Origin of the sequence: Ruminococcus sp. YRD2003 (assembly GCA_900109435.1) — a bacterium.
GTDB classification, from domain to species: Bacteria; Bacillota; Clostridia; order Oscillospirales; family Ruminococcaceae; genus Ruminococcus; species Ruminococcus flavefaciens_G.
Genome location: FNZT01000008.1, coordinates 135,454 through 152,002, shown reverse-complemented (window position 1 = coordinate 152,002; position 16,549 = coordinate 135,454). Strand labels below are relative to the sequence as shown.

At 53.6% G+C, this 16,549-nt stretch carries 10 protein-coding genes; 8 read left to right on the top strand and 2 right to left on the bottom strand.

Annotated features, from left to right (window positions below; all coding sequences use genetic code 11):
- Window positions 1-472: 472 nt before the first annotated feature.
- On the top strand, window positions 473-1,060 hold the full coding sequence (locus BMX22_RS07915) for a hypothetical protein (RefSeq protein WP_074741926.1): 588 nt from the start codon (window positions 473-475) through the stop codon (window positions 1,058-1,060).
- Between the two features lie 76 nt (window positions 1,061-1,136).
- On the opposite strand, the gene BMX22_RS07910 is transcribed toward BMX22_RS07915, so the two are convergent.
- Window positions 1,137-3,335, bottom strand: a complete 2,199-nt coding sequence (locus tag BMX22_RS07910) for a glycoside hydrolase (RefSeq protein WP_074741925.1) — start codon at window positions 3,333-3,335, stop codon at window positions 1,137-1,139.
- Between the two features lie 276 nt (window positions 3,336-3,611).
- On the opposite strand from BMX22_RS07910, the gene BMX22_RS07905 reads away from it, so the two are divergent.
- Entirely contained in the window at window positions 3,612-6,527 is a 2,916-nt protein-coding gene (locus tag BMX22_RS07905) for a family 43 glycosylhydrolase (RefSeq protein ID WP_318259714.1), read from the top strand.
- 62 nt (window positions 6,528-6,589) lie between these two features.
- Here the strand turns inward: BMX22_RS07905 and BMX22_RS07900 are convergent, their stop codons facing one another.
- Entirely contained in the window at window positions 6,590-8,932 is a 2,343-nt protein-coding gene (locus BMX22_RS07900; protein WP_074741924.1) for an ATP-dependent Clp protease ATP-binding subunit, read from the bottom strand.
- A gap of 216 nt (window positions 8,933-9,148) precedes the next feature.
- Here BMX22_RS07900 and BMX22_RS16420 point away from each other — a divergent pair, with 216 nt between their 5' ends.
- From BMX22_RS16420 to BMX22_RS07875, 6 genes are all read left to right on the top strand, one after another.
- Window positions 9,149-9,286: a hypothetical protein gene (locus tag BMX22_RS16420; protein WP_177172990.1), complete on the top strand. Its 138-nt coding sequence runs from the start codon at window positions 9,149-9,151 to the stop codon at window positions 9,284-9,286.
- Window positions 9,287-9,543: 257 nt separating this feature from the next.
- Complete coding sequence (locus BMX22_RS07895) at window positions 9,544-10,098, top strand: DUF6106 family protein (RefSeq protein ID WP_074741923.1); 555 nt, start codon at window positions 9,544-9,546, stop codon at window positions 10,096-10,098.
- A 32-nt stretch (window positions 10,099-10,130) separates the two neighbouring features.
- On the top strand, window positions 10,131-11,831 hold the full coding sequence (locus BMX22_RS07890) for an NAD(P)H-hydrate dehydratase (protein ID WP_074741922.1): 1,701 nt from the start codon (window positions 10,131-10,133) through the stop codon (window positions 11,829-11,831).
- An 80-nt stretch (window positions 11,832-11,911) separates the two neighbouring features.
- Window positions 11,912-12,517: a hypothetical protein gene (locus BMX22_RS07885; RefSeq protein ID WP_074741921.1), complete on the top strand. Its 606-nt coding sequence runs from the start codon at window positions 11,912-11,914 to the stop codon at window positions 12,515-12,517.
- Window positions 12,518-12,625: 108 nt separating this feature from the next.
- Entirely contained in the window at window positions 12,626-14,026 is a 1,401-nt protein-coding gene (locus BMX22_RS07880; protein ID WP_074741920.1) for a family 16 glycosylhydrolase, read from the top strand.
- A gap of 271 nt (window positions 14,027-14,297) precedes the next feature.
- Entirely contained in the window at window positions 14,298-16,526 is a 2,229-nt protein-coding gene (locus BMX22_RS07875) for a family 43 glycosylhydrolase (RefSeq protein ID WP_074741919.1), read from the top strand.
- Window positions 16,527-16,549: the final 23 nt, after the last annotated feature.

Genomic DNA, 16,549 nt, shown 5'->3' with positions numbered 1-16,549 from the left:
TTATAACCACCCATTGTCAGGAGAGCCGACACTCTCTTGTCTTTAACGCAGACATACGTCAGAACCTACCATGCCCGCAGTACAAGCACGCTCCGCGCCATAACGGACGCTCCCCGCACCTGTCCATACACGCCGTGCCTTTTCAGCACGCCATGCCGCCGAACACTTCTGTTCCGCCCCTCGTGAGTGAACTTCGGAATGCTTTCGGACGGAGCGCTCGCACCTTTCCGCTCCTCTCTGACGACTTAAACGCAGACCTACTCTCTCAGTCAACGGGTTATGTATACATTATAGCGCGGGAGGAGGAAAAAATCAAGTCTTTTTTGAAAAAAAAGAAAAATAATGTTTCGGCAGTCTGCACAAAGTCGGCACATGGTATATGTGCAGTTATACAAAGTTTGCGGCTGAGCGCAACAAAACAGCCATTTTCCGACACATATGCAGTAGAATGATATCATCGGAGGTGAACACCATGAAAAAACTAATTGCCGCAGCTTTGGGGCTCATCATGCTTACGGGCTGTCAGGGAAATATGGGAAACTCCGACGCAGAGACGACAGCTTCTCATATACGAGCTTCTCATATACGAGCCGACCGCAGTAATGTCCCCGCGATACGCTATATCGAGATGCTCACTGCAAACGAGTACACAGGCGATGATTCGCAGCTCAGCTTTATTGATTCTGACGGCAACAGGTGCATATCAAGCGATGCGGAGCTGATGAAGCTCAGCTATGCCGCTCTGACCGAGAAGTACGCGGCAGGAGAGCTGAGCGGCTATACCGTACAGGAAAACGCCGTTGACAAAGACAAGCTTGCGGCGACCTATGACCTTATCTGCAATGCCGCCGAGTTCGCGGACTATGAGCTGCTCGTGCCAGAGATGATGCCCGATGTAGAAGCCTCGACAACGACTGTAACGGCGATGTACTACACAACGGACGGCTTGCTGAAGGGGCGGGTAATATATGAAAATAAGTGTATGACATCAATATACTCGAACAGCGGTGACGCCAACGAGGCATATGAGTGGTACCGTAAGGTGACAAGGAATACATAATAAACATCCCCCGGCAGAGCCGGGGGTTTTCATAATACAACAAAAGGCGTACCAATCGGTACGCCTTTTTTATTGCTTATTTTTCCGTGAACGTGGCTTTGCCCGTTGTAATAAAACCGACTGATTCTGTAAGGCGGCGGCGAAGTCTCACAAGGTCGAACATATCGAGCCTGCCGTCATTGTCCATATCAGCATTCTTCCACTCGGGGAGCTCCTTCTCAGCTCCAAGCAGATATTTCTGCATGAGCACGAGGTCGTTCACGTGCAGGTCGCCGCTTCCGTCAACGTCGCCGAGGACCTCCTTCGGAGCGACTTCCTTCTTCTCTCCGTAGAGAGCTATTTCTGCGATATTCGCACAGTAGGAATTGTCCTTGTTTACCGAACTGTCGGGAGTTCCGTCGGGTGTCTGATAGCGTACATACCTTCCGATAGCTTCTCCGTCGAATTTGGTGATATAATTCATTCCCGAACTGGGGACGGAGTCTATCGTGTACAGATCTGTCCAGTTTTCTCCGTCAACAGATATTGAGAACTTACCGGCGGGACAGCGGTATTCGAATCCGCTTCTCGGAGCGTATCCGATAGCTGAAAGCTCGTACGTATCACCGAGGTCGGCCTGTACCCAGCCGTGACCGAGACCGTCGAAAAAGGTGTTTGTCTTGCCGTCGAACGCCTTCTTGCAGTCGTTGTTCGTATCATCCTTCCAGGGAGAAGAACCTGTGACCTTTGAAAGGTCAACATCTATCTTGCCCTCGAGCTCAATGCTGCCCTTTACATCGTCGATGATGAAAGTAGTAACAGAGTTGGGCTCAAGAGAAGTTTTCAGAACGCCGCCGCTGATGTCGATAGTACCCTTGTCAGCCCAATTCTCGCTGTTGCTTGTACGGATGACCTTAGCGCTCGAACCGCACTGTGCGAACTGGGAGAGGTTGTATACCATATCCGACTTGTTAGCCGAAGTGTTGTATGAAACGATAACGAGCTGGTTGTTCTTATCGTCGAAGGCAGCCATAGTGTTGCCGGAGGATTTCAGCATGGTCATACCGGGACGGATATAACGTGTGTACTGACCGAAGCAGTAGTATTTCTTTGAGAGGACGATCTCGTTCTTATCGTGGTCAGCGACAGCCGTCCCCCAGAAGCCCTTGGTCATGTCGACCATGCCCGAGTCCTTCTTGCCGTTGTAACCTGCGGCGCAGACGTGCTTGTCGATGACCTGCCAGAGTATCCACGCAGACGCATTGAGTCCGTTGCAGTCGGTGGTGATGCGTTCGGACAGCCAGAGACCGGGAGCCATAGCACCTGCATTCTGACCTGCTGTACCGTTTCCGTCGACCTCGCTCATCCAGAGGTTCTTGCCCGAATCGAGGGCGAGCTGTCTCAGGTCGGAGCGCTTCCAGCCGCCGTATGTATGGGTGTCGATACGACCGACAGCTTTCTTTGCATCGGCAGAAAGTGCCTTGAAAGCGTCTATCTGAGTGTCGATAGAGGTCTCATCGCTGGCGCTGATGATGACATCGCCCATACCTTTTTCGTTCATAGCCTTCTGGAGTTCAAGAATGATCTTGCTCTCACAGTTTCCAATGTCAAAGTGGCAGCCTTCCTGCTTGGGGCTTCCAGCGTACCAGAAGTTGGTATACGGCTCATTTGTTGGGGTGATACTCTGTATGTCGATGCCCCACTCGTTCTTGTAGTGGTAGCTTACCTCAGCAAGGTATTTTGCGAAATCGTCGTAGTAATCGTCCTTGAGGTTGTTCTTGCCGCCGTCGCGGTTTCCGCTTGAGCAGCCGCTGTTGGTCATATAGTACGGCGGAGAGTTCGAGAACATCTCGACTATCATATCATCTCCCGCAGCAGCTATACACTTGCGGAGCACGTTGCGCTGGTTGTAGTCTGCATTCCAGTCATAGGTGACCTGACCGTTGTTGAACTTGGTGTAGCCCGGCATATTTGAGTCAGTACGTGTGATGTGGTTATGCTTAGGATCGTCGCCGCCGCCGATGTTGAAGCGTGCGATATTCAGGCGCAGACCGTTCTCGCCGTAGAAAGTGTCGGCAGCTTTCTGAGCGAGGCTGTCGGAGTAGCCGACTCTGTTCGCCCACCAGCACAGGGACGTGCCCCAGCCTTCAAACTTGCCGTCGTTTATGTCGTAGGTGCTGTAAGGCGAGAGCGTGACCGTAGTCGCCGCATCGACCTTGAAGCCTGTACCGAAAAAAGACGGTAAGGCAACCGCCGCGGACAGCACGACCGCAGCTGCTCTTGCAATGATCTTCATAGTAAAAATCCCCTTTGTAATAAAAATACCCTCTTAATCAATCCCTTGTCTGATTATACCCTAATCTGATTATTGCATATATCTTCACATCATAATTATACCATTATTAACAAACTATTACAATCCGCATATCGCACAATTATTTCTTGATGATTTGGACATTTTGACCATTTCAAAACTCCGCACATATTATCATTGACACGGAGAGTTCAGTCGTGATATAATGAAATTACCATATCAGTTGCGATTTTTGCTAAAAGAACGGAGGTTTGATACATGAGCAGGAAATCAAGACTCGCCGCACTTACTATGTGCGTTGGACTCGCTGCAGTTTCGGCTCCGCTGCCCGCTTCTGCCCGCAGTTCGGACGCCGCGGAGCCGCTGTCTGCGGTGTATGCGGACAGCTTCGGCGACGTCGTGAGCGGTGCCGACTACACGATAATGGTGCGGCTGAGCGGCAAGTTCGTAACTGCCGCGAGCGACGGCAACGTCCACCAGTGGGAGCGTCTCGGCGGCAAGTCACAGCAGTGGAGGATAGTATCCGCAGGCGGCGGAAAGTGCAATATCCTCTCCGCGGAGGACAACTCCCGCGCAATGACGGTCAGAAACGGTGACAGCACCAACGGAAACACGATATATCTCGACGAATTTACAGATTCGCCCGCACAGAGATTCATTCTCCACCGTACCGACGACGCCTACTACATCACGGCTGAGTGCTCGGGGAATGCGGCACTCGACGTTTACGACATCAGCTACGACAATGGAGCCGACATCGACCAGTGGGACTACTGGGGAGGCGAGGGACAGAAGTTCTACATACGCCCGGTCGGCAACACATACAGGCTCATTCGCGGAGACCTCAACTCCGACGGCTCCGTCGACACCTTTGACCGCATACTGATGGAGAAAGCGGTGCTGAACGGAACAGACGACATACTCTCCGCGGCTGCCGACCTCAACACTGACAATATAGTGAACGAGAAGGACTACGCCCTCCTCACACAGCAGATACTCGGCGCGAAGACGGATATCGAGCCATACTGCGAGATACCGTACTCAAAGCCCGATGTAGCGTACCTGTTTGCGTACTTCCTCGGCAACGCTCCCGAGCAGGAGCGCCTGTCATACGCGGTCAGCCTCGACGGCTACAACTTTAAGGCACTCAACGGCGGCAAGGCAGTATGGGGTTCGAGCTCGGGCACGAAGTGTATCCGCGACCCGTACATCTTCAAGGGCGAGGACGGACTGTACCATATGCTCGCGACGGATATGAAGTCCTCGCTCGGCTGGAACAGCAACCGCAACCTCCTCTCCGCGGCATCGACCGACCTTGTTCACTGGTTCGACGAGACGATAATCCCGATAGCGAACAAGTACCCGAATATGCAGGGCGCCGACAGGGCATGGGCACCGCAGGCAATATACGACCCTGCCAAGCAGTCATACATGATATACTTTGCGGCGAGGGTACCGGGTATAGACGACCGCACGATAATGTATTACGCCTACAGCAAGGACCTCAAAAAGCTTGATACAGCCCCCGCGCTGCTCTTTGCGCCCGCGAACGGGAATGACGCTATCGATTCCGATATCATCTTCGAGAACGGCACATACTATATGTACTACAAGAACGAGACCAACAAGCGCATTTATCTCGCCAAGTCCGAGAATGCGTCAGGTCCGTACAAGGAGATAAAACAGGTCTCCGAGGGCAGCATCGGTGTTGAGGGACCGAATATCTACAGGAAACTCGGCACGGACGAGTGGCTGATGATGTCGGACGCATACGGCAACGGCTACTACGTAATGCAGTCGACGACAGACCTCGAGAACTTCACCACCGTCAGCCGCGGACAGTACAGCTTCGACTTCACGCCGCGCCACGGCTATGTGATACCGATAAACGGCGACCAGTACAATGCTCTTGTGAACGCATTCCCGTCGGACGGCATACAGCCTGTGATGAGCAGGATAAAGTCACCTGTGTATCAGTGTTCATACGGGGTAAAGACCTTTCATCCCTCGACGGTGACGGCGGAGTTCAGCGACGGCTCCACGGCTGATATAGAGGTAAAATGGGACGCCGCCGACCAGTATGCAGTCGTCGACACAAGTGACAGAGGCGTCCACACGATAACGGGAGAGCTCACAGAGGCAGCAAAAGGCTACCCCAACCCCTTTATAGAGGAGCGTGCCGACCCCTACATCGTTGACGGCGAAAACGGCTATTACTATTTCACGGCATCATACCCCGCCTACGGGAGTGTCGACAAGGGCTATGACAGGATAGTCCTGCGTTGCAGCCCGACCATAGAGGGACTTGCAAGAGCCGAGGAAAAAACAATATGGAAAGCACATTCGAGCGGCATTATGGCGAAGCACATCTGGGCGCCTGAAATGCACAAGATAGGCGGAGTGTGGTACATCTTCTTCGCAGCGGGCTCGAGCTCGGACATATGGGCGATACGCCCGTATGTGCTGAGATGCGAGGGTGATAACCCGTACCTCGACCCGTGGACGGAGTGCGGACAAATGCAGGCATCTGCGGGAGATACCGACTCCTTCAAAAGCTTCTCACTGGATATGACCTACTTTGAAAACAACGGAAAGCACTACGTTATCTGGGCGGAGATAAAGGGTGATTCTTCGCTGTTTATGGCAGAGATAGACCCGCGTGAGCCGTGGAAGCTCACCTCCGCGCCCATACTCCTCACCAAGCCCGAATATGACTGGGAGCTCGTCAACCACCGTGTCAACGAAGGCGCTGCCGTGCTCAAGACCGACAAGAAGGTATATGTCTACTTCTCGGCATCGGGTACGGGCTCGGAGTATTGTGTCGGGCGTATGGAGGCGGATATCAATGCCGACCTCATGAATATCGGAAGCTGGAAAAAGCTTGACAAGCCGGTGCTCTCCACCTCTGACCTCGTCGGCGAATCGGGACCGGGGCACAACTGCTTCGTCAGGGACACGAACGGCGATACGCTTATCGTCTACCACGCACGCCCCTCATCTCATGCCTCCAAGGGCTGCGGAACATATGCGAGCGACCCGCTTTACGACCCGTGCCGCCATACGCGCATACGCAGGGTCAGTTTCAGCAGCGGCGAGCCCGTGATAGATACGGTCACCGACCCGTATATTCCCGAGACACTGCGAAAAGTCAAAGCGACGGTCATAGTAGGATAGGGATGTCCGACGGCAGTAAAGCCGCGGGCTCTGCCGTCCGCGGAGCCCTGAACTGCGGCTCTTCAGACGGTCACGCCCTTGCTTATGAGAATATGTCCGCCTTCTGCGGCGATGCTGACAGCATCGCCGCTTTTTATTCTTGACGCGATTATCATTTTCGCAAGCTCATTCTCGATCATATCCGTAACACGCCGCTTTATCGGGCGCGCGCCGTATCTGACGGTCTCCTTCGCGGCGGCAATAGCCTGCACGACCTCCTCCGTATAGCTGACCTCTATCCCGAGAGCCTTTGCACGTCCGCTGAGGTCGTCTATTGCCTTGCGGCTTATCTTGAGGAGGTCCTCCTGTTCAAGACTGCGGAAGACGATTATCTCGTCAATACGTCCCGTGAACTCAGGGGTGAAATGAGAACGTACCGCCTCGAGCACACGCATCTCGTCAGCCTCGTCCTGTTCCGTACCAAAGCCGAGCGACGCCTTCCCCGTGAGCTCCTCCGCACCGACATTTGAAGTCATTATCATCATACAGTTTCGGAAGCTCACCTTACGCAGCGCCGAATCCGTGAGTGTGCCGTAGTCCATGACCTGAAGCAGAATATTCAGCACCTCGGGGTCGGCTTTCTCTATCTCGTCGAAGAGAATGAGCGAGTACGGGTCGCGGCGCACTCTGTCGCAGAGGGAGGTGTTCTTGTCGTCGTAGCCCGCATAGCCGGGAGGCGCGCCTATCAGCTTAGAGACGGAGTGCTTCTCCATATACTCCGACATATCAACGCGTATCAGCTTTTTCTCCGAGCCGTACAGATTCTCGGCGAGTGCGCGGGCGAGCTCGGTCTTGCCGACTCCCGACGGACCTGCAAACAGGAACGATGCAGCAGGACGACCGCTCTCACGGAGTCCCGATTTTGCGCGGCAGACCGCATTTGTTACCTTTTTTACAGCGTATGAGTGCCCGATGACGCGTTCGGAAAGTTCCTTCTCGAGGAAGGTGAGTTTCACAGCATCTTCAACGCTGACTCTGCTGAGGGGGATGCCGGTCTTGCCCGAGATAACAGACATGATGTCCTCGACAGTGAGGACGGGCTTCTCGCCGTTTCCGATGAAGTGCCCGAGCCTTCGCATATCGACGTTCCTGCCGCGAAGCTCAATGAACCGCGAGTCCTTTTTCCGTGCTCCTGTGTCACGACGTATCTTTGCGCACGCGCACGCCTCGTCAATGACATCTATCGCCTTGTCGGGGAGGAAGCGGTCGGATATATACCGTGTCGCCATATTGACAGCGGCATCTATCATGCTGTCGGGTATCTCGACGCCGTGGTAGGCTTCATAGCGGCTTTTCAGCCCGCGTATCATCTCGATGCAGCTTTCGGTGTCGGGCTCGCTGACCTGTATCGGCTGAAACCGCCTTTCAAGCGCGGAGTCCTTTTCGATCGTGCGGCTGAACTCCTCGACGGTCGTAGCTCCGATTATCTGCAATTCACCGCGCGAAAGCTGGGGCTTCATGATGTTGGCGGCATCGATGGCGCCCTCAGCGGCACCGGCGCCGACGATCATGTGTATCTCGTCGATGAAGAGGATTATGTTGCCTGCGTTGACAGCCTCGTCGAGGCACGCTTTGATCCTCTCCTCGAAGTCGCCGCGGTACTTCGCGCCCGAGAGCAGCGAGGCGAGGTCGAGTGAGAAGATGTACTTGTTTTTCAGTGAATCGGGCACAAGATTCCGCACGAACAGCCCTGCTACGCCCTCAACTATCGCAGTTTTTCCGACCCCCGCCTCACCGATGAGGCAGGGGTTGTTCTTGCTGCGGCGCGAGAGCACCTGCAATACGCGCTCGACCTCGCTTATGCGTCCGATAAGCGGGTCGTTCTTCTTGACAAGAGCTATGTCCGTGAGATTCTTCCCGTAGCGGAAGAGATTTGGCAGGTGCGAGAGCTTTGGTTTAATCGCTTCGTAGAGCTCGCCCCTGACCTCCGACGAGCCGATCATCTCGAGCTCACTGCAAATCCCGGTCATACTTCCGCCGGCCTTTTTGATGACCGTACAGGCGCTGCACGACGATTCCTTTATAATTGAGGCGAGGATGTGTTCGGGAGCAGCCTGTTTCTTCTTGTCGCTCTGGGCAATGGCAAAGGAATTTTCAAGTATCCGCTTTGTGGCAGTCGTGAAGTAGCGGTGGCTGAGTATTGACGGCGTACCGAGACCGACAAGCTCGACTATGACACGGCGGAGGTCGTCGTAAGCGACGCCGTTGTCGATGAGTATCTCCGCCGCCGCCGAAGTGCCGTCGCGGGTCATGGCGAGCAGTATGTGCTCGCTCCCGACGTAGGTGTGTCCCATTTCGGAAGCTGTTTCGATGGCTCCCTCAATGATCTCGGAAGCCTTTTGGGTGAATCTGTCTGTATTTATCATTGATTCTCCTCCTTTGTTCTGCACTGTTGATGCGTAGCTGACTAAGGATACGATCGGCGCATCAATATATATTATGCCACCGCAAAAGCGCGATAACAGTCGAAACACAGATATGAGGAAAAAAATTGTAACACAATTTCGGCTGAGGCATACTATGTACTATGAAACGCAAACGAAGCGCTTCAAATAAAACTTACTCAAAGGAGAGATTCAATTATGTGTAATTCATGCTTCGAGGGAAACAACTGTATGTGGATAATCCTCCTCATTCTCATTTTCATCCTTCTCTTCTCCAACTGCGGCTGCGGCTGCAACGACTGCGGCAATAACAACGGCTGCGGCTGCGGCTGCTGATAAGCCTGCCGCTATTGCAAAATGTCATAATTGACCTTATTGCAAAAGCACCGAGTATACCTCAGCTTCGCGGATCATCCCCCCCGACAGAGAGTCAGGGGGGATTTTTTTTCGCACCTGTTGCAATTTCCGAAACGATGTGCTACAATAATATTTGTATGAAATTTAAGGCAGCACCTTGCAGGACGACGGATAATACGAAACAAAGCCGTCAGACAGGTCCGAGCGGTGCAGCCTTGGTGAAATGAGGATAAAGAATGGATAATTTTGCGGAGCATCTCGTAAAGAAGGAACTCACAGGCTCAGACAAGGCAAAGAGAGTGATAATACTCGTCGGAGGCATAGTCATCGCAGTCATGCTCGTTGGTTTTTCGGTGCTTATGCTCGGACAGGGACTGCTTCCGTTCGTGGGGCTCGCGCTCGCAGCGGTAACAGGCTACGGCACATACTTCATCGTCTCCAATATGTACGTTGAGTATGAGTACACATTCACCAACGGCGACCTCGACATCGACAAGATAATCGCAAAGAAAAAGCGCAGGGAGATGCTGTCTGTCAGCGTGGGAAAGTTCAGGGAATTCGGCAGATACGACGATTCCGTCCCCGAGGAGACCGACGATATGACGGTGGTATTCGCCACGAGCAATATCGCCTCCGAAGAGTGGTACGCCGATTTCGACCACGAAGCATACGGCAGTACCCGCCTTATATTCTGTCCGAATGAGAATATGATAGAGAATATGAAGAAGAATCTCCCGCGGGCGCTCCGCGCAAAGCTGGAGGAAAACGAAGATAAAGAGCTTTCCGAGTAAGGACAGGCTCTTAATAAAAGGAGTGGATACATATGCTTGCTTTGACACCAAGACAAGTACAGGTCATCGAGGAGAAGTCGGAAAAGCTCGGAGTGACGAAGAAACAGCTGATGCTCAATGCGGGAGCAAAGCTCGCCGAGCTCATCATGCAGTGCAGTGCGCGTGAAAACGGTACTGTTCCCGAGGAGACGCACGTCGTATTCCTTGCGGGAAGCGGCAATAACGGCGGCGACTGCTACGTAGCTGCGGAAAAGCTCATCTACAAGGGCTATATCGTAACAGTTGTCAATCTCGTCAAGGCTCCGAAAACCGAGCTCGCGCAGGAGATGTTCGCGCGTCTGCCCGAAAAGGTCAGGAAGGTGACTGGCTACAGGAGCGACAACATCGAAGCCGCGATAGAAGCGGCGGAGCTCGACTACATGACCATTCAGGACAAGGACGTTTCCAAGCTGAAAAACAAGAAGGAACTCACGCCTGTCGAGCGCCTGCTCATCCGCGAGAAACAGCGTATGACCGACGTCCGCGAGGCTATTGTCTCAGCGGATATACTCGTTGACGGCGTCTTCGGCACAGGCTACCGCGGCGAGCTTGAAAACGACATAAAGGCGATATTCGCAATAGGTACGGGCGCCTATAAGATAGCCCTTGATATCCCGAGCGGCGGCGACGCGGTCAAGGGTACGGTCTCGCCCGGAATATTCAAGGCGGACGAGACACTCTGCCTCGGATTCGTAAAGTTCGGTATATCGCAGTATCCGCTGCGCAAGTACTGCGGCAGGATAACGATAGCAGACATAGGCATCCCGCATCAGGCGTGCGACGTAAGCGGCGAGGGACGCGGATATATCCGTCTTGACAGGAACAGCCTCGCAGGCTTCCCGCCCAAACGCGAGAAGGACTCTCACAAGGGCAGCTTCGGCAGTGTGCTCGTCATCGCGGGCAGCTCCGCAATGAGGGGTGCCGCGGCATTTGCAGTGCAGGGAGCCCTCCGCACGGGCGCGGGCACAGTAAAGCTGATGTCGGTCGAGAAGTGCATAGATACGGTCTCTGTACACGCTCCCGAGGCGACATACATAGAGGCTGAGTGTGACGACTACGGTTATATGCTCTTTGACAGCAGCAGGGACGCACTCCTTGAAGCGATGAAAAAAGCAAAAGCGATAGTGATAGGCTGCGGAATGGGCGTGACGAACGACACCAAGGAGATACTGCGGTTTGTTGTGCAGAATGCCGAAGTTCCCGTAATAATCGACGCAGACGGAATAAACTGCATAGCCGAGGACATAGAAATACTAATGAACAGGAAGTCCGAGATCATCATAACTCCGCACGCGGGCGAGATGGCAAGGCTGCTGCAATGCGACACGCAGATGATAAACGAGAACCGTGTGACAGTAGCCGAAAAATACGCCGAAAAGTATGGCATAACAGTCGTGCTCAAGGGTGCGGGGACTCTCATTGCGGACGCCAACCACACAGCCGCCAACCACACAGGCAACCCGGGTATGAGCCGCGGCGGCAGCGGTGACATACTCGCGGGCATGATAGGCTCAATAGCGGCACAGGGCTATTCTCCGTTCGATGCGGCTTGCGCGGGTGTGTATATGCACGGTCTTGCAGGCGATGCCGCAGCCGAAAAGTTCGGACAGGAGGCAATGCTCCCGCGTGATATCGTCGGCTCAATCTCGGACGCATTCAGGATACTCAAAGAAAAGCAGAAGCAGAAGGTCTGAGAGCGTGGAGCTCATATAATTACCAATTGCAAAAAAACGGACGTATAAAGGACCATAATTTTCCGATAGGAGAGATCATTATGAAGAGACTTTTTACGTCCGTATTGCTATTTACGGGGATTTTCTGCCTGACCTCGTGCTCGTCGCCGATGGGCGGGAGCTCAGTCCGCGAGAACAAGCTCGGCTGCGCATTCACCTCGTCCGTCAGCGTAAGCCTTGACAAGCTCAGCGCCGAGGGCACGATGACCCGCCTCGGTGACGGTGAATGGACAGCCGAATTCGACTCGCCGAACACGCTCAGCGGTGTCAAGCTCACATTCAGCAGCGGCAGTGTCACCGCCGACTATAAGGGGCTGAATTTTTCCGTACCAAAGTCGGCGCTGCCAATGAAGTCTATGCTCTGCAACCTCATCGAAGCGGTCGACAAGAACGCCCGCGAGAGCGAGCTGCGCGGCAGGGAGAGCGAAGGGCACTTCGAGATAAACGGCACGCTCGACGGAGGCGACTACACGCTGATGCTCGACAACGCAGGCAATATCGCGTCATTTGATATGCCGAACAATCTGCTGCATATCAGCTTCACGGATGTTCGGGTGCGAAGCGATGTCATACCTCCCGCGGCGGAGGCAGCAACTTCCGCCGCGGGCGATACATCGGAGCAAACGACAGCGGTCACAGACGGCTGAGGTCAAGAAATTACCAAAAATAATTGAATAGTGATAGATTATTTTGCAGCGGAGTTGTATGATATTGCTAAGACAAGTCCGCGGAAACGGACGAACGGAGGAAGTAAAATGAAAAAAAGAATCTTATGTACAGCTTTTGCCGCAGCAATGCTGCTTACAGCCTGCGGCGAAACTGCTGACAGTTCCGATAATAAGACGACAACTCAGCCCACCACCGAGGCTGCGACCGAGGAGCAGGTCGACGTTCCCGAGCTCGACGGCTACGAGCTGCTCTGGCACGATGAATTCAGCGGCAGCGAGCTCGATGACAGCATCTGGAACATGGAGGCGCGTCAGCCGGGCTGGACAAACAACGAGCTTCAGGAATACACCCAGAAAACGGACAATATCTTCACCCGCGACGGCAAGCTCGTGCTCAAGGCAATAAAGACTGAGGAGAACGGCAAGCCCTACTACACATCGGGCAAGGTGAACTCTCACAATAAGACAGATTTCAGATACGGAAAAGTCGTTGCAAGCGCAAAGGTTCCCGAGGGCAAGGGCTTGTGGCCTGCGATATGGATGATGCCGCAGGACGAGAGCTTCTACGGCCAGTGGCCGAAGTGCGGCGAGATAGACATCATGGAGGTGCTCGGAAGCGACACCAAGACGGCTTACGGCACAGTCCACTACGGTGAGCCTCACGCCGAGCAGCAGGGCACGGTAGTGCTCGACAGCGGTTCGTTCTCTTCCGATTTCCACGAGTATTCGGTAGAATGGGAACCGGGTGAGATGCGCTGGTACATCGACGACCAGCTCTACCTTACAGTCAACGACTGGTTCACAGCCGAGAAGGACGAGGACGACAAGCCCTATCCCGCGCCGTTCAACCAGGACTTCTTCGTTCAGATGAACCTTGCGGTCGGCGGAGACTGGCCGGGCGACCCCGACGAGAAAACCGACTTTGACAAGGCGGAGTTCCTCATCGACTACGTCCGCGTATACCAGAAGCCCGAGTACGACCTCAACGTTAAGAAGCCCGAGAAGGTCTTCCGTGAGGCTACCGAAGACGGCAACTTCATCTACAACGGAGACTTCTCCGAGGCGGAGGATCTCACAGACGATATCAACTGGAAGTTCCTGCTCTTCGAGGGCGGCGATGGTTCTGCCGAGATAAAGGACAACACAATGATAATCACCACCAAGAATCAGGGTACGGTCGATTATTCAGTCCAGCTCGTTCAGCCCGAGCAGCCCATGAGAAAAGGCAGGAAATACCGTGTTACCTTCGATGCATGGGCTGACGAGGAACGCGATATGATAGTATGCGTGTCTGCACCGAATGCGGGCTGGATACGCTACTTCGAGGACACTCTCCTCACACTTTCGACCGAGCCGACCACCTACACTTACGAATTTGACATGACAAAGAAGGACGACGAGTACGGACGCCTTGAGTTCAACATGGGCAACAAGGGCTCGACCGCAACGATCTACATCAAGAACGTTCGTCTGGAAGAGGTAGAGTGATAACTCAAATAACACAAGCTATCCACATCTATAGTAATGATAGAATTTTCCCTGAGCCGGAAGCTGCCGCACACGTGGCAGCTTCCGGCTTTTATATAATTCGGAAAACATTTAGCGATTTCTGCAATTTGTCCACTTATTCTGCGGAAATATGGATTGAAATTGTCAGACAGATGTGTTAATATAATATTAATAAGTATGTAACGTGAACAGGCTGTACGTACAATACAGCTACAATCAAAAGGGAAATAAATTGCGAAGGAGAATTGGAATGAAGAGAATAATCAAAGCAGCAGCTCTTGCTCTAATTTCAGCTGCTACAATGTGCGTTGCGGCACCTGCTGTGACGAACGCGGAGAACCCCATTGTACAGACATCATTTACGCCTGACCCCGCTCCCGTAGTGTTCGGCGACGAGTTGTGGGTGTACACAGGCTGCGACCGCGACGGTCAGAACAGCTTCTACACAATGACGGGCTGGCAGGCTTTCTCCACCAAGGATATGAAGAACTGGACAGACCACGGCAAATTCCTCAACGATAACGACTTTTCGTGGTGCAGTAAGGACAATGCGTGGGCATCACAGTGTATCGAGCGAAATGGCAAGTATTACTTCTATTTCACCACGACGACCAACGGCAGAGCGATAGGCGTCGGCGTTGCTGACAAACCCGAGGGACCGTACAAGGACGTCCTCGGCAAGCCTCTCTGCGGTCCGAACTGGGATTACATCGACCCGACTGTTATGATAGACGATGACGGTCAGGCATGGCTTATGTTCGGCAATCCCAGATGCTACTATGTCAAGCTCAAGGAGGATATGATCACTCTCGACGGTCCGATAAAGAGCTTTGATATGACCAAGGACGCATTTGGTGTCGGCAAGCAGGATCCCCAGAGAACGGGTACAGCTTACGGTGAGGGTCCGTGGATATGCAAGCACGACAACCTGTATTACCTCGTATTTGCAGGCTTCTACCAGAATCAGGGCGGTGAGAGTATTTGCTATTCATACGGTCCGAGTGTTACAGGTCCGTGGAAATTCGGCGCACAGATTACTCCCGAGAGCAACTGCTTCACCACACACGGCGGAATTATCGACTACAAGGGACACTCATATCTGTTCTATCACAAAAACGGCTTGAAGGGCGGCGGAACGTTCAAGCGAAGCGCAGCCGTAGAGGAGTTCACATTCAACAGCGACGGCACGATCCCGATGGTAAAGCCCACCAACGAAGGTCCCGCGCAGCTCGAGCCGCTCAACCCGTTCGAGAGAGTCGAGGCAGAGACTATCTGCTGGAGCGAGGGCGTAAAGAGTGAAAACTGCTCCGAAGGCGGTATCAACATCGGAAGCATCAAGAACGGCAGCTACATCAAGGTAGCGGGCGTAGATTTCGGTCAGGGCGCGGAAAAATTCACAGCGTGTGCAGCCGCTAACGGAAGCGGCGGTACGATAGAGCTCCACCTCGACAAGAAGGACGGCCCGAAGATAGGCGAATGTGCGGTAACAGGCACAGGCGGCTGGCAGAACTGGCAGGAGTTCTCATGTGACGTGAGCGCGGAGGGCGAGCACGACCTTTACTTCGTATTCACTGGCGGCAATGACTACCTCATGAACTTCGACTGGTGGCAGTTTGAGGGAGCGGGCTCAGCATCACAGTCCGACCCGACTTACATCTTCAAGAGCACATTCGAGAATGGTCTCGACGGATGGTCCGACAGAGGCGGCGCGACAGTTTCCGCAAGCACGGACGAGGCATACGATGGCGAGGGCTCGGTATATGTTTCCGACCGCTCGGCTTCATGGAAGGGCGTAGGCAAAAAGCTCAACTACAAGTTCAAGGCGGGCGAGAGCTACAGCTTCTCCGCCAACGTAAAGTATACCGAGGGCGCACCCTCAGTCAAGTTCCACTTCACGCTCCAGTACGACGACGCTTCGGGCGAGACACAGTACGTGAAGATCGACTCTATGGACGTACCGAAGGGTGAATGGGCACAGCTCGCGAATACGAGCTTCAAGATCCCCGAGGGAGCCAAGAACCCGCTCATCTACGTCGAGACAGAGGGCGACTCCGACGACGAAACACCCGCGACCAACTTCTACGTAGACGACATTTTCGCAGCTATCGACGGCACGGAGATAGAGGGTGCAGGAAAGCCTGCTGTAGTTGAAGAACCTGTTACGCCAGGCGACCTCAACTTCGATGAAAAGGTTGACTCCTTCGACGTTATTCTCGCGCGCCAGACTCTCATACTCAACATGAATGACGGCGGACAGCCCATAGACAAAAAGGTGCTCAGAGCGGCAGATGTCGACGAGAGCGGCTCTTTCAAGGTCAACGACCTCATACAGCTCCTCAACTTCACGCTCGGCAAGACGAAGAGCTTCGGCGTGAATGAGACCGACGCCCCCGCACCCACGGGAGCTTCAGCGGATTCGGTACAGAATCCCGTATTTATCGGCTCGAACGCATTTCGCAAAATGGGATTTATCAGGTAAGCTCCTGCGAGTCTGCACCTGAA